The organism is Methanoregula sp. (assembly GCF_041663825.1).
In the GTDB taxonomy this organism is placed as follows: Archaea; Halobacteriota; Methanomicrobia; order Methanomicrobiales; family Methanospirillaceae; genus Methanoregula.
Genome location: NZ_JBAYLY010000014.1, coordinates 1 through 13,425 on the forward strand (window position 1 = coordinate 1; position 13,425 = coordinate 13,425).

The 13,425-nt window shown below is 55.9% G+C and carries 13 protein-coding genes; 9 read left to right on the forward strand and 4 right to left on the reverse strand.

All coding sequences use genetic code 11. The features are described from left to right. Both WCX19_RS07875 and WCX19_RS07880 read left to right on the forward strand, forming a co-directional pair. Nucleotides 1–125, forward strand: a 125-nt coding sequence (locus WCX19_RS07875) for a CxxC-x17-CxxC domain-containing protein (RefSeq protein ID WP_373007013.1), incomplete at its 5' end; no start/stop codon positions are given. Nucleotides 126–359: 234 nt separating this feature from the next. Then, nucleotides 360–1,025 carry a TMEM175 family protein gene (locus WCX19_RS07880; RefSeq protein ID WP_373006876.1) on the forward strand — a complete coding sequence of 222 codons (666 nt, stop codon included), beginning with the start codon at nucleotides 360–362 and terminating at the stop codon, nucleotides 1,023–1,025. Between the two features lie 41 nt (nucleotides 1,026–1,066). Here the strand turns inward: WCX19_RS07880 and WCX19_RS07885 are convergent, their stop codons facing one another. Continuing rightward, nucleotides 1,067–1,660 (reverse strand): hypothetical protein, encoded by a 594-nt coding sequence (locus WCX19_RS07885; RefSeq protein ID WP_373006878.1) that lies wholly within the window; start codon nucleotides 1,658–1,660, stop codon nucleotides 1,067–1,069. Between the two features lie 183 nt (nucleotides 1,661–1,843). On the opposite strand from WCX19_RS07885, the gene ruvC reads away from it, so the two are divergent. From ruvC to WCX19_RS07910, 5 genes are all read left to right on the forward strand, one after another. Continuing rightward, nucleotides 1,844–2,314, forward strand: coding sequence for a crossover junction endodeoxyribonuclease RuvC (gene ruvC, locus WCX19_RS07890; RefSeq protein WP_373006880.1), 471 nt, complete (start codon nucleotides 1,844–1,846; stop codon nucleotides 2,312–2,314). Between the two features lie 5 nt (nucleotides 2,315–2,319). Continuing rightward, complete coding sequence (ruvA, locus tag WCX19_RS07895) at nucleotides 2,320–2,925, forward strand: Holliday junction branch migration protein RuvA (protein WP_373006882.1); 606 nt, start codon at nucleotides 2,320–2,322, stop codon at nucleotides 2,923–2,925. Next, entirely contained in the window at nucleotides 2,922–3,929 is a 1,008-nt protein-coding gene (ruvB, locus tag WCX19_RS07900) for a Holliday junction branch migration DNA helicase RuvB (protein WP_373006884.1), read from the forward strand. Before ruvA ends, ruvB begins: the two co-directional genes overlap by 4 nt. A 144-nt stretch (nucleotides 3,930–4,073) precedes the next feature. Continuing rightward, nucleotides 4,074–5,792, forward strand: coding sequence for a histidine kinase N-terminal 7TM domain-containing protein (locus WCX19_RS07905; protein ID WP_373006886.1), 1,719 nt, complete (start codon nucleotides 4,074–4,076; stop codon nucleotides 5,790–5,792). A 74-nt stretch (nucleotides 5,793–5,866) separates the two neighbouring features. After that, nucleotides 5,867–6,241 (forward strand): Holliday junction DNA helicase RuvB C-terminal domain-containing protein, encoded by a 375-nt coding sequence (locus WCX19_RS07910; RefSeq protein WP_373007015.1) that lies wholly within the window; start codon nucleotides 5,867–5,869, stop codon nucleotides 6,239–6,241. 579 nt (nucleotides 6,242–6,820) lie between these two features. Here the strand turns inward: WCX19_RS07910 and WCX19_RS07915 are convergent. Further along, nucleotides 6,821–7,327, reverse strand: a complete 507-nt coding sequence (locus WCX19_RS07915; protein WP_373006888.1) for a hypothetical protein — start codon at nucleotides 7,325–7,327, stop codon at nucleotides 6,821–6,823. A gap of 58 nt (nucleotides 7,328–7,385) precedes the next feature. Continuing rightward, nucleotides 7,386–8,645: an MFS transporter gene (locus WCX19_RS07920; RefSeq protein ID WP_373006890.1), complete on the reverse strand. Its 1,260-nt coding sequence runs from the start codon at nucleotides 8,643–8,645 to the stop codon at nucleotides 7,386–7,388. Between the two features lie 175 nt (nucleotides 8,646–8,820). Here WCX19_RS07920 and aspS point away from each other — a divergent pair, with 175 nt between their 5' ends. Both aspS and WCX19_RS07930 read left to right on the forward strand, forming a co-directional pair. Next, nucleotides 8,821–10,113 (forward strand): aspartate--tRNA(Asn) ligase, encoded by a 1,293-nt coding sequence (aspS, locus tag WCX19_RS07925; protein WP_373006892.1) that lies wholly within the window; start codon nucleotides 8,821–8,823, stop codon nucleotides 10,111–10,113. Then, nucleotides 10,110–11,012, forward strand: a complete 903-nt coding sequence (locus WCX19_RS07930) for a methionine synthase (protein ID WP_373006894.1) — start codon at nucleotides 10,110–10,112, stop codon at nucleotides 11,010–11,012. Before aspS ends, WCX19_RS07930 begins: the two co-directional genes overlap by 4 nt. 86 nt (nucleotides 11,013–11,098) lie before the next feature. Here WCX19_RS07930 and WCX19_RS07935 read toward each other — a convergent pair whose 3' ends face one another. Next, a complete protein-coding gene (locus WCX19_RS07935; RefSeq protein ID WP_373006896.1) occupies nucleotides 11,099–13,219 on the reverse strand; it encodes a PKD domain-containing protein in 2,121 nt (706 codons plus the stop codon). Between the last annotated feature and the right edge of the window lie 206 nt (nucleotides 13,220–13,425).

Below are 13,425 nucleotides of genomic sequence, written 5' to 3' on the forward strand. Positions count from 1 at the left end.
GAGAAATGACAAAGACAGTCTGTTCAGACTGCGGAAAAGAGTGCGAAGTCCCCTTCAAGCCAACTGAGGGTAGGCCGGTTTACTGCAGGGACTGCCTGCCCAAACACCGGAAACCCCGGTTCTGATTACATTAATCCTGTTTATTTTTTTTCTTTTTGAGAAGTTCTCTTTATGAGCGGACGCTTGCGTCGCACGCCCGATTGTACCTCGGCAATACTGTAATCATGGCAGTAATAATACACGGGGACATTTTACTTGCGGATTGTGTGATATACCATTTATCCGGATCTTTAAGTCATGGGAGTATACCAGAAGCAAAAAACAAGAAAATAATACGTGAATCCGCTTAACGTAAGAGTATGGAAGCACAGGAAAATTCAGGGAATAACTTTATCTCAAAAAACCGGCTTGAGGCACTGGTAGACGGTGTGTTTGCATTTGCAATGACCCTGCTTGCCGTGAGTCTTTCCGTACCTGTCATCCCAAAAGCAGAGGCTGCAACGGAACTGCCAAACTATATTGGCACAATGTTCCCGGAATTTCTCAGCTTCGTAATCGCGTTTTTTGTCCTGGCAAGTTTCTGGATAGTCCACCACGAACACTTCCATTTCCTCCATTCTGTCAACAAAATTCTACTCTGGCTCAATATCCTGATCCTGATCTTTGTGGTACTGGTGCCGTTTACGACCAACCTGTCCGGGGATTATTCGCACGTCCAGATCGCAGCGCTCATATTCCATGTCAATATGCTGATCCTCGGTCTCCTTTTCTTTATCCAGTGGCAGTATATTATCCGCACCCCCTCTCTCCAGAACGGATCGGTTCAACCGCATCGTGCACGGGATTCTGCGCTGAATCGGATCAGTTTTATTATTGCTGCATGCACGGGAATTGCAATAGCCCTGTGTTCTCCCGCATACTCCATGCTTGCATACCTTGTTGTCCCTATCGTCATGCGGATTATCATATGGACTTTTTATCCCGGCACCCGGCCATTCCAGCGAGACCAATCAAAAACCTCGTGAAGGAATACACGTGTCCTGTAACAATAAAAAAAGAGAACCGGTTAATACCAGTAATTTTTAACAAAAACTTTTGATTTTTCAACCCGGGGCGTGAAATGACGGAGCACCAGCGGGACGATGATGATTGTTACGATCACATTACCGATAAACCATAACAGGAACGTGGACGGAACCTGCGACCACACGTTAATCCCCCCGATCGCCAGTGTCACCGAACCCCACGCCGCTCCAATGAGATTGTTAATGATTGTGCCAAAGAGGATGAGGTGGAAGAGATCGCGCTTGGACTCCATGTCGACGTGTACGTCAAATATCCGGAATGCAATAAGGGGGATGAGTACCTGCCAGAGGCCCGAAAGCGAGAAGTAGAGCGCAGTAGTTACCGGCATCCCGGAGAGAAGACCCGTGCCAATGAAAGTGCCGACATACGCGGCTATCGCTCCGTACATGCCAAACCAGAGCGTAAAGATCAGCATGAATGCAACGGCAATATAGACCATCGAAACACTGGCTGAAAGAGAGGGACTGATAAATTGGGAAATCTTAAGGGAAAGCCATGCCAGCAGCGTGTTGATAAGGATAAGCCCGATCACAAGGATGAGGAACGAGTAAGTCGGACGTTTAGCAGTCTTCATAAATCATCACTATCCCCATATTATACGCCGCCCTAAATAGTATTTATCCCTCAATTTGCCAGAAAAGGGGAATCCGGAGAGTTGTATGAAGCAGATAGTACCGGAAAGGCGCGCGGACAGAGGATTTTATGGGCGGGTGTCGTAACACTAGATAACCAGGTACTGCCGGGGAAGGTACAGTTCATGATAGTGACAGGGATTGATCCCGGACTTGCACGGCTCGGGTACGGCGTGATCCGGTTGGACCGGGGCACCCCGGCGCCGGTCTGCTACGGGTGCATTGAAACTCCGGTCGGGACCCGGCCGGCAGAGCGCCTGCTTGAGATCTATACCGGCTTACAGTCCCTCTTCGATCGTTATCCCCCGGACGCTCTTGCGATGGAAAAACTCTTTTTTTCAAAAAATATCACCTCCGCGATGGGAGTGAGCGAAGTGCGGGGCGTCGTCCTCCTCGCGGCAGAGCAGCGGAAGATCCCGGTGACGGAGTACACGCCAAACCAGATCAAACAGGCGATCACCGGGTCAGGCCGGGCTGACAAGGTGCAGGTGCAGCAGATGATACAACGGCTCCTCCACCTTGATGAGATCCCAACGCCGGATGACGCTGCGGACGGCCTTTCGATTGCCTTATGTCATATCCACGTCATGAGATAGTAAGAATGATTGCGTATCTGGATGGAACACCGGTCACGACCGGTGACCGGTGGGTGGTGCTGGAGGTCAATGGTATCGGTTACCGGGTACACGTGCCGGAGCCGGAGATTCGCGAGATCGCCCACGCGCCCGGGAAAGTGAAACTCCACACGTACATGGCCGTGCGCGAGGACGCGATTACTCTGTACGGGTTCCTGCATACAAGCGAACTCGAACTCTTCACCATCCTTATCGGGGTCACGGGTATCGGCCCGCAGATCGCGCTCAATATCCTCTCCCGGATCTCCCTTGAGGACTTTGTCCTCGCGATCCTTTCCGGGGATGAAAAGTGCCTGACCCGGATTCCGGGTATCGGGCCAAAGAGTGCAAAGAGGCTGATCCTCGAACTCCGGGACAAGATGAAAAAAGTGCAGGACGCAATGGCGCTTGCCCCGGCCGGGACACCGGACAGGATCGTCAGGGATGCGGCAAGCGCTCTTGTCTCGCTTGGGTTTGCCGAGCAGGCGGCGTACGATGCGGTGCGGGCAGCGGCGGCGGGAATGACAGAGCCCACGATCCAGGCGCTCATCAAGGCGGCGCTCGTGCTTCTCAAGGAGGGTGAGCGGCGATGAGCGAGCGGATTATCTCCCCGGAACCCACGCCCGACGAGCAGGAGGATGTGACGCTCCGGCCGGCAACGCTCGATGCATTTGTCGGGCAGGAGCCGGCAAAAAATGCGCTCCGGATCGCGATCGCGGCGGCACGGCAGCGAGGTGAGCCTATCGACCACATCCTGTTTGCCGGGCCGCCGGGCCTTGGGAAGACGACCCTCGCGCATATTATCGCACGCGAGATGGGCGCGGCGATAAGAACCACGACCGGCCCGGTGCTTGAAAAACCGGGGGACATTGCCGCCATCGTGACCGCACTCCAGAGGGGAGATGTGCTCTTCATCGATGAAATCCACCGCATGAACCCGGTAGTCGAGGAGATCCTCTACCCAGCGATGGAGGATTTCTTTATCGATGTAATGATCGGGGAGGGCCCGAGCGCCCGCTCGATCAAGCTGACGCTCGAACACTTCACGCTGATCGGGGCGACGACCCGGCAGGGGCTTTTGAGTTCGCCGTTCCGGGACCGGTTCGGGATCCTCGTGCGCCTGAACCTGTACTCCCCGGAGGATCTTGTCCGGATCGTGACCCGGAGTGCTGCTATCCTTAAGATCCCGATCACTCCCGAAGGGGCGGCCGAGATCGCTGCCCGGAGCCGGGGCACACCGAGGATAGGAAACCGGCTCCTGCGAAGGGTGCGGGATTTTGCCGTGGTAAAAGGCGACGGGACGATCACTGCGGATATTGCGAGAGGCGGATTAGAACTGCTCCAGATCGATGAACTCGGGCTTGACGATATCGACCGGCGCATCATCTCGGTCATCGCAGATGATTTTTCCGGCGGCCCGGTCGGGGTCAAGACGATTGCGATCTCGGTCGGCGAAGAAGTCCGGACGATCGAGGAAGTCTATGAGCCCTACCTCATCCAGATCGGGTTCGTGAAGCGCACCCCGCAGGGCCGGGAGACGACTCCCGCCGCACTACAGCACATCAAGCTGAATCATTCCCAGAAGACGCTGTTTTAAAAAGAAGGCGATATCCCGTTTTGTATCATATCCGGATTTTCCTTCTTCTCCCGGCACTTCTGGATTGAAAATCCTTAAGTCCCAGAAAATACGTGATAATAATCATAATAAGACCAATTCAGGAACAACGTTGTCTGGTGGATTGTGGAACTTCAGTTTTCTCCGGTTATTCTCCTGTTCCTGCTGTCTGCCGCAGCGACCGCGACCTTTGCCATCATCAGCTGGCGTCGCTGGAAATCCCCCGTCGCCCCGTACTTCACCCTTCTTTTTGCCGCCGCCACGCTCTGGAACCTGGGTGACGCCGGGGAATTTTTAAGCGTCTCATCAGCCGCAAAATTCCTTTTTGTCTGTGTGGAGTACCCGGGGATGGTCACCGTCCCGGTGGCATGGTTTCTAATTGTCCTCTATTACACCGGAAATTCCCGGTACCTCTCCAGAAAAACGATCTCCCTGTTTTTTTTGGTCCCGGTCGTGACAATTGCCGTTGTCCTGACAAATCCCCTGCATCATCTCTATTATACCAGTATCGTCTCTGTCCTTGAACAGGGGATGTTTGTCGGGGTTTACCTGCACGGGCCGCTCTTCTGGATCTTTATCGGGTATTCGTATGCACTATCGGTGCTCGGCCTTGTCCTGGTCGTTTCGCGCATCTCGGCCACATATGCCATCTACCGTTACCAGATGGCAATTCTTCTTGTGGCCTGTACGATTCCCTTTGTAGCAAACATCGTGTATGTGGCCGGATGGGGGCCGTTTCCCCACGTGGATCTCGCGCCCCTGCTCTTCTCGCTCTCCGCTCTGATCGCCGCATACGGGATCACCAGGTACCAGCTCCTGTCGCTCATGCCGGTGGCGTATTCCCGGGTCTTCCACACCATCGCCGACGGCGTCATCGTGGTGGACGACCGGGGGGACATCATCGATCTGAACCCGGCAGCGGAGCGCATCCTCGGATCCGTCCCGGGCCGGCTGATCGCCCAACCGGTTAACGGGGTGATGCCACCGGAGATACGGTTCCCGTTTGCCCGGGAAACAAATGACCGGCCCCTCATCCGGGAGATTTCCCTCGGGATATCCGGCCGGCCGCAGTACTACGAGGCTGCCTGTACCCCGTTTGATCCCGGGATCCCCGGGCGAACATGGTACTCCCTGATCATGCTGCGGGACATCACCCGGAGAAAACAGGCCGAGTCTGCCTTTGCCGACGCCAGCAGGAAACTCGCGCTGATGACAAATATCACGCGGCATGACATCCTCAACCATATCACGGCCCTGGACTGCTATATCGAGCTTGGTTCCACGGCGACATCGACGCAGGAGACGGAAGAATTCTACGCAAAAGAGCGCGAGATCATCGCAAAGATCCGGGAACAGATCGAGTTTACCCGGGAATACCAGAACCTTGGGGCGGAAGCGGCACAGTGGCAGAATCTGCCGGCAGTCATTGCACGGGCAGTCGCGCAGGCAGTTCCCGGGAAGATCGCGATACGAAACGAGGTGCCGGCAATAGACGTCTTTGCCGACCCGATGTTGGGAAAAGTATTTTCCAACCTTATCAGTAACGCCATTAATTATGGCAAGACGATCTCCCGCATCACGTTTACCGGCGGGGTTTGTGGGGAAGGATTCCGGATCGTTTGTGAGGATGACGGTGTAGGGATACGGAACGAAGACAAGCCCCGGCTGTTTACCCGGGGGTTTGGGACACACACCGGCCTTGGCCTCTTTCTGTCCCGGGAAATAGTGTCGATCACCGGCTTTACCATAACGGAGACCGGTAGGCCGGGCAGCGGGGCAAGGTTTGAGATTTTTGTCCCGCCGGAGGCATGGCGTGTCCTCCCGGAGGAAAACCGGCCGACCTGACCGGGAAATTAATGTCCGTACAAACCTCGCGTAAAATAGTGATCTAAAAGAGAGAAATTCAGGGAGAACGTGGAATAACCCGGGGGACACCGATGATCGGGAACCGGCTCCTGCGAAGGGTGCGGGATTTTGCCGTGATAAAAGGCGACGGGACGATCACTGCGGATATTGCGAGAGGCGGATTAGAACTGCTCCAGATCGACGAGTTCGGGCTTGACGATATCGACCGGCGCATCATCTCGGTGATCGCAGATGATTTTTCCGGCGGCCCGGTCGGGGTCAAGACGATTGCAATCTCGGTCGGGGAGGAAGTCCGGACGATCGAGGAAGTCTATGAGCCCTACCTCATCCAGATCGGGTTCGTGAAGCGTACCCCGCAGGGCCGGGAGACGACTCCCGCCGCACTTCAGCACATCAAGCTGAACCATTCCCAGAAGACGCTGTTTTAAGAGAGCCCCCGGACACTCACATCAGGACCATGAATGCCGCTAAAAAAACAGAGTAATGAGGGCTCCCCGCATCAGGGCCACTTTAGAGGCATGGCGGGCAGGGAATTATTTTTGCAGTGATTTTTCGTATTAATAGTAGCATTGATCTGTCGCGGGTGTGGCGGAACTCCTTGCAGGTGGGGGGAGGGTACCCCCACCCGGACCGGCAAAAGGGGAGGGGGGTGATCCCTTCCCAAAAAAATATATGAGGGGGGGGAGGGGGATCACCCCCTCCATCCATCCGTGGGATGCTCGCGACTTTTGCATGAGAAATACCCGGGACTTCGCGTAGAGCGTCCGACGGAATATTTTTGTCCACGGTATTTTGGAGGTGTGGTTTGTGTACCGGACCGGGCAAAAGGAGGGGAGGGGGTACCCCCTGTTGGCCCGGCAGATGGGAGGGGGGGTGACCCCTTCCGGAAAAATAAATGGGGAGGGGGGTGGGGCCCCTGCCCCCCACAACTTTTTTTAAGCGGTGCGGGCGGCTAAAAAAAAAGAGGATGTATTTGCACAAGTCCCGAAAATATTTCCTGTCGCCATTTACGCCAGCTTCGCATTCACCGAAGCCGGCATCAGCCGGTCGAGCAAAAACGTCGGGATCTGCTGCGAGGTCTTCACGGTCAGGTCAAAGTTGTCTTTCGTCCCGGTCGAGCCCAGGTACTGAAGGGTGAACTGGAAATCGGCATTATAGAGCGGGATGCCGAGCGTGGTGATCTTCGCGTGCCGGGGGCTGATGATCCGGGTCTGGCCCACGACCAGCTGCTCGCGGTTGCCATCGACATCGGTCGTGACCGAATCGTTGTACGCCATCACCGCGATCCGGCTGCTCCCAATCGTCACCGCTTCCCCGTCCGGGAGCGCCACGTTATAGTGGGTCACGTACGGGAGGCTGTCCCCGGAAACGCCGGTTGTGACCGTGACGTTAAGCGTGAGGAACACGGCAGCGACGATCACAATGATAATGCCGGCAATGACGCCGATCAGGAGCTTTCTGGATTTCTGACCGCCATCATCGCTGGCGGCCGCATGGGGTGGATGATCCGTCATACTATCACGTGCTCCGGAATTGGCGATAAACATGTAGGGTCGGATCGGGCAGATCGTTTTAATCCGGAGATACCTGTGAGTCCACGTCCCGGATCGTCCGGCCCTTTGTCTCGGGAAATGTCCAGATCCAGAGGGCGACGAGCAGGGCAAAGATTGCGGCAACCGAGATCCCGGCCGCAAGGCCGAAGGCTGCACCTATCAGCGTGATGATGACCGGTGTAAAGAACTGGACACCCCGGGCGATGTTGAACGCCGAGCCCATCGCAAGGTTCCTCACCGGGGTCGGGAAGAGCTCCGCGTACAGCGGGCCAAAGCCCCCGAAGAACCCGGTCCCGAATCCGACCGCGAGCATGGAGAGGAGGACGAGCGCAAGAGACGAAGCGATCAGGTCCCAGCCGAGCGTCACGAGCGCAAGCCCGGTCGCCATGATGATCCCGTAGATCGTAAACGCCGGGCGGCGTCCCGCACGGTCGGCCACGATCCCAAAACTGAGGTACCCCGCAAATGCCCCGGCCTGCACGATGATCACCCAGACAGCTGATGCCGCAAGCGAGAAGTTGCGCTGCTGGACAAGATATCCCGGGAGCCACGAGTACGCGAACCAGTAGGCAGACATCCCGAAGATTGAGAGGACGAGGGCAAGGCAAAAGATCTTCCGGTAGTTCCGCGAGAAGAGATCCCGGATGCCGGGCCGGGATGCCTGCGTGCCCAGCCCGGCAGCGCGGGCCTCTTCCCAGACATCGGACTCGGGCAGGTACCGGCGGATCGCAATCACGATCAGGGCCGGGAGAACCGAGAGGGCAAAGCACGCCCGCCAGCCGATGATTGGCGAGAGCAGGCCGCCGCAGAGGGCCGCAAGGATCATCCCGACCGGTGCCCCGGTCTGCAGGAGCGATCCGTACCGGCCCCGGTCCTTTGCCGGGAAGGTCTCGGCAATGTAGGTCTGGCCGGCCGCCCACTCCCCGCCGACCCCGAGGCCGGTCACGATCCGGCAGGCAAGCAGCCAGATGAGGGACGTGGAAAACAGCGTGGCAAACGTCCCGAGACTGTAGACGAGGATCGTCCACTGGAGCACGCTCTTTCTCCCGAACCGGTCCGAAAGAGCACCAAAGATAATGCCACCTATGGCCGTGGCAAGGAGCGATGCCCCCATCACGAGCGCGAGCGAGACACTGGAAAGATGGAACTCGGCGCCGATCGGGATCAAGAGGAACGAGAAGAGCAGCAGGTCATAGAAATCAAAAACCCAGCCTGCCCAAGCCAGGCAGAAGATCGTGCGATGGGTTTTTGTCGGCTTTTCATATTCGTTGAGCAGCATCTGCTATCATCGCCCGGCCCGCCACGCGTGTCCCGCTGGGGAGTGTGGGGTCTTTATCCTAGGTGATTATGTTCCTCGCACAGGAAATCGGATAAACCTTCTGAATTGACACGGGCGACCCGGTTCGCGCCCATAAAATCCATTATCCCCCCCGTCCCATTGTACTACGATTTTGATGCGCATACCCATACAATCAGTCACGCCGGAGACCGGCCATGCGGAAATCTGCGGATGGGTCCACGAGGAAAGAGACCTCGGGGGACTCGCGTTCTTTTTGATCCGCGACCGGACCGGTATCCTCCAGGTGACCATCCCGAAAAAGAAAGTATCGGAAGCCGTGCTTGCCGCGGCAAAGAAAGTCTCGCGTGAATCCGTGGTCCGGGTCATCGGCACGGTAAAGGCTGTGGAAAAGGCGCCGGGCGGCAGGGAACTCGTGCCCGACACCTTCGAGATCATCAGCCTCGCGGAAACCCCGCTGCCCCTTGATGTCTCGGAAAAAGTCGGGGCTGAACTCGATACCCGGCTCGACGCCCGGTTCCTCGATGTCCGCCGGCCCCGTGTCGCCGCGGTCTTCCAGATCCGGAGCGCCGCACTGCACGCGGTGAACAACTTCTTCCACAAGGAAGATTTCATCAGCATCACCACCCCGAAGATTGTCGCCGCCGCAACCGAAGGCGGGACCGAACTCTTCCCCATCGCGTACTTCGACAAGGAGGCATTCCTCAACCAGAGCCCGCAGCTCTACAAGCAGATGATGATGGCAGGCGGATTCGAGAAGGTCGTCGAGATCGGGCCGATCTTCCGGGCCGAGGAGCACAACACCACCAAGCACCTGAACGAGGCGACCAGTATCGATATCGAGGTCTCGTACGCGGACCACAATGACGTGATGAAGATCCTCGAAGACCTGATCGTCAAGACCTACGAGTACGTGAACCGGAGCTGCGGCGACCAGCTGGCAAACCTCGAACTTAACGACTTTGCCGTGCCAAAGGCACCGTTTACCCGGCTGCCGTACTGCGAGGCGATCGAGATCGCGAAGAAGAAGAGCAGCGAGCCGATCAAGTACGGCGACGATATATCCGCCGGGGCCGAGCACGCAATCGGCGACGAAATGGGTGCCCACTACTTCATCACCGACTGGCCGACCGAGATCCGGCCCTGCTACGCGATGCCGTACGAGGACGATCCCTCGATCTGCAAGGCGTTCGACCTCATGCACCCGAGGATGGAACTCTCGAGCGGCGCCCAGCGTATCCACCAGTACGACCTCCTTGTACAGCAGATCAAGAAAAAAGGCCTGTCGCCCGACAGCTTCGAGTTCTACCTGCGCCCGTTCCGGTACGGGATGCCTCCCCACGCAGGATGGGGTCTTGGCGCAGAGCGGCTGATCATGACGATGCTCGGGCTCCAGAACGTCCGCGAAGCAGTCCTCTTCCCGCGTGACATGCACCGGCTTGTCCCATGAAGGCGTATTTCATCAACAAGGTATTAGCGACAACGGTTGTGGGCAGTTACCCCGTGGTCAAAGGATCCGGCCTCAAAACCCTTTTTGACCCGTTAAAATCAGCGGTCGAGACCGCGGTTGCCGACCAGGTTAACGCTGGCATCGACATCATCTCGGACGGGCAGGTCCGGGGCGATATGATCAATGTGTTCTCCGGCAAATTGCCCGGCATCAAGGGACAGGATGTTGTCGGGAAAATCCAGCCGGCATCCGGAGCGATCACCGCGAGCGACACAAAATACGCCCGGTCAAAATCCCCGTACGTCAAGGGCATCATCACCGGCCCGTCCACGCTCGCCCACGGCCTCCACATCAGCACGCCGATGTACCGGAACAAGGAGGAGCTGGCGCTCGATCTTGCAGCGGCTCTCGCGGTCGAGGCAAAATACCTTGAGGCCGCCGGCGTCACGCTTATCCAGATCGACGAACCGATCTTCTCGACCGGGGTCGCAGACCTTGCCGTGGGAAAGCAGGCGATCGATCTGATCGCCGGCGCCATCAAAGTCCCGACCTGTATGCATGTCTGCGGCAATCTCGAAAATGTGATTGACGACATCTTAAAAATTAACGTGAACGTGCTGGACTTTGAGTTCTCGAAAAACCCGGCAAACCTCGACCTTTTCGGATCGCGGGATCTTGCCGGGCGGATGATCGGGTTCGGCTGTGTCGATTCCAGTTCGGAAACCGTGGAGACGGTCCCGGAACTCAAAAAGCGGATCGAGAAAGGCGTCGAGATCTTCGGTGCCAAAACGATGCTCGTGGATCCCGACTGCGGCATGCGGATGAGATCCCGCGAAGCGGCATTCTGGAAACTCAAGAACATGGCAGAAGCCGCAAAGGAAGTACGCCTCGCGCTGTAACTGCCATATACCTCATATTAACCTTTAATTTATCACAACCCTCTGGTGATATCCGATGGCAAAAAAGTAAGTATGCCGGGCCGAAATTACACCCAGTGACCCACTTTCGGAGTATCGCCATTCATGCCGAACTTCACCGTTTTGTCGGCAGTCCCGTCAAAGTTGTAATCAAGATACCAGGAGCCGGTCGAGGGGCGGAACATGCCGATATCTGATATTCCGTCAGCGTTGAAGTCACCGACCACAGGGATGTCCCCGCTCTTCCCGAACTTTACCGCTTTATCGACCGTTCCATCGTTGTTGTAGTCCAGATACCAGGAGCCGGTGGTGTTCCGGAAGACACCGATACCGGTGATACCGGAATTGTTCCAGTCCCCGACTACCGGCGTGTCGCCATTTGTGCCGAACTTCACCGTTTTGTCGGCAGTCCCGTCAGAGTTGTAATCAAGATACCAGGAGCAGGCCGAGGGGCGGAACACGCCGATATCTGATATTCCGTCAGCGTTGAAGTCACCGACCACAGGGATGTCCCCGCTCTTCCCGAACTTCACCGCTTTATCGACCGTTCCATCGTTGTTGTAGTCCAGATACCAGGAGCCGGTGGTGTCCCGGAAGATACCAATCTCGCTTGCAGATATCCCACTGCCCGAATATGCCGTGATATATCCGCTCTTTGTTGTGGTATTGCTGCCATATGCATTCGTTGCGGTCAGGGAAACTGAATAGGTACCGACCGATGTATAGGTATGCATCGGGTTCTGTTGGGTGGCATTTGTGAGCGACCCATCGCCAAATGTCCAGATCCATGAGGTGGGAGAACCGGTTGAGGTATCCGTAAACTGAACCATCAGGGGTGCTGTGCCGGATGTAGGAGTACCCGTGAAATCGGCAACCGGTATTACTGTAGATGCAGATGCTGGAGTTAACGTTCCCCCATTGGCAAGCGTATAGGTTTTCCCACCCAACGCACTGTTTGCATCAAGACTTGAATCATACGTGACCGTATGGCTGTTACCATAGATGTTGGTGATGGTGGTGCCCGATATCCCTGTGGAATCCGAGAGGGTTGTCAGTACCGAATCTCCAGTCACCTGCCACGAACTGGATGAGTCAAGGATCAATGCGGCCGAGTTGATGGAACCGGTCAATGATGAGCTGTTCTTTAGTGTGGCGGCAATTGAACTGATATTGTCTGTGATCAGGTTACCCGCCAGATCCTCGTTGTCCGCTGTGAAAGAAACGATCCCTCCATTACTTCCGGAATTGCCCCAGTTGTTCGTCCCGGAGGCATTAATGAGAACACCCGATAGTGAGGTTACCTTCGTATCTGTCAGCTTGATAACGGCATTTGTGTTCGTTACGAAGAATGCAGGACCCGCCGTAGCCGTGTAAGTACCATCGGTCATCGTAAACGTCCCTAGTCCAACAGCAGCATCACCTGACATGCTCTGGTAGATCATGGTACCCCCCGTTTTCGTAACTCCCCCTGCAAGGGTAGTATTGTGGAGGATAATGGCGTTGGAGCCCTCGATAACTGCAGCCTCTGCACCGGTTGCCGTTACGGTGGCATCGTTGACCGTGATTGTTCCTGTCGAATATATTCCAGGTGAGTCCGTGCCGGATGAGAGGACTGTTCCCCGCGTTGCCGTCAATGTGCCGCTACCGCGGTCCGTTGCCAGGGGTGCGCTGTTTACCCCGGTTGTTGTGATATCAACATCCGTGAGGGTCAGCACACCGCCATTTGTGGCCATTACCCCATGACCACCACGTCCGGTAGCCTTGATCGTAACATCTGACAGGATGATGGTTGATCCGGTACCGGTCGGAAATGCGCCGTTGGCACCACTGCCACTCGTAGTAATGGTACCGCCGGAGATCTTTATCGTGCTGCCTGATGTTGCAAGGACAGCAGCATTGAGACCGTAGAAACTGCTGTCATCGTTTGAAGAAGTATCCCCGCTTGTTGTTATGGTCGGGTTGATCATGGTCAGATCGCCACTATTGAGGACGTATACTGCGGACACGTCATCGGTGGCTGAAGTAATAGTTGTGTTTGTCTCATCTGCGGTTGCACCGTTGAGGGTGTAGACACCGCTTAACGTGTATGAGAAGGAACTGGGACCGCTGGCGGTACATGGTGCAACAACCAGCACAAGCAAGACTGCTGATACAACCCATTTGTCAACTGCCTGCAAAGTAAATACCATTGCATATCACTCGTATGATCCTGCATATATCTTATTATTATATTCGATACATGGCTCGTGTGAAATATTTGATAGAAAAGGGATATGTCGAACTTATAAATTGAACAAATCAGAATAGACCCCAATCGGTGAGAGATTTTCAGATCCTGTTAAATGTCCGGGTAGTATTTGGATATGAGTTATCGATAGACGGATAAAAAATCGTT

What these genes read in the sequence shown, in the direction of transcription:
- WCX19_RS07880 (WP_373006876.1), top strand. Translation starts at nt 360, where the DNA reads ATGGAAGCACAGGAAAATTCAGGGAATAACTTTATCTCAAAAAACCGG.
- WCX19_RS07885 (WP_373006878.1), bottom strand. Translation starts at nt 1,660, where the DNA reads ATGAAGACTGCTAAACGTCCGACTTACTCGTTCCTCATCCTTGTGATC.
- ruvC (WP_373006880.1), top strand. Translation starts at nt 1,844, where the DNA reads ATGATAGTGACAGGGATTGATCCCGGACTTGCACGGCTCGGGTACGGC.
- ruvA (WP_373006882.1), top strand. Translation starts at nt 2,320, where the DNA reads ATGATTGCGTATCTGGATGGAACACCGGTCACGACCGGTGACCGGTGG.
- ruvB (WP_373006884.1), top strand. Translation starts at nt 2,922, where the DNA reads ATGAGCGAGCGGATTATCTCCCCGGAACCCACGCCCGACGAGCAGGAG.
- WCX19_RS07915 (WP_373006888.1), bottom strand. Translation starts at nt 7,327, where the DNA reads ATGACGGATCATCCACCCCATGCGGCCGCCAGCGATGATGGCGGTCAG.
- WCX19_RS07920 (WP_373006890.1), bottom strand. Translation starts at nt 8,645, where the DNA reads ATGCTGCTCAACGAATATGAAAAGCCGACAAAAACCCATCGCACGATC.
- aspS (WP_373006892.1), top strand. Translation starts at nt 8,821, where the DNA reads ATGCGCATACCCATACAATCAGTCACGCCGGAGACCGGCCATGCGGAA.
- WCX19_RS07930 (WP_373006894.1), top strand. Translation starts at nt 10,110, where the DNA reads ATGAAGGCGTATTTCATCAACAAGGTATTAGCGACAACGGTTGTGGGC.
- WCX19_RS07935 (WP_373006896.1), bottom strand. Translation starts at nt 13,219, where the DNA reads ATGGTATTTACTTTGCAGGCAGTTGACAAATGGGTTGTATCAGCAGTC.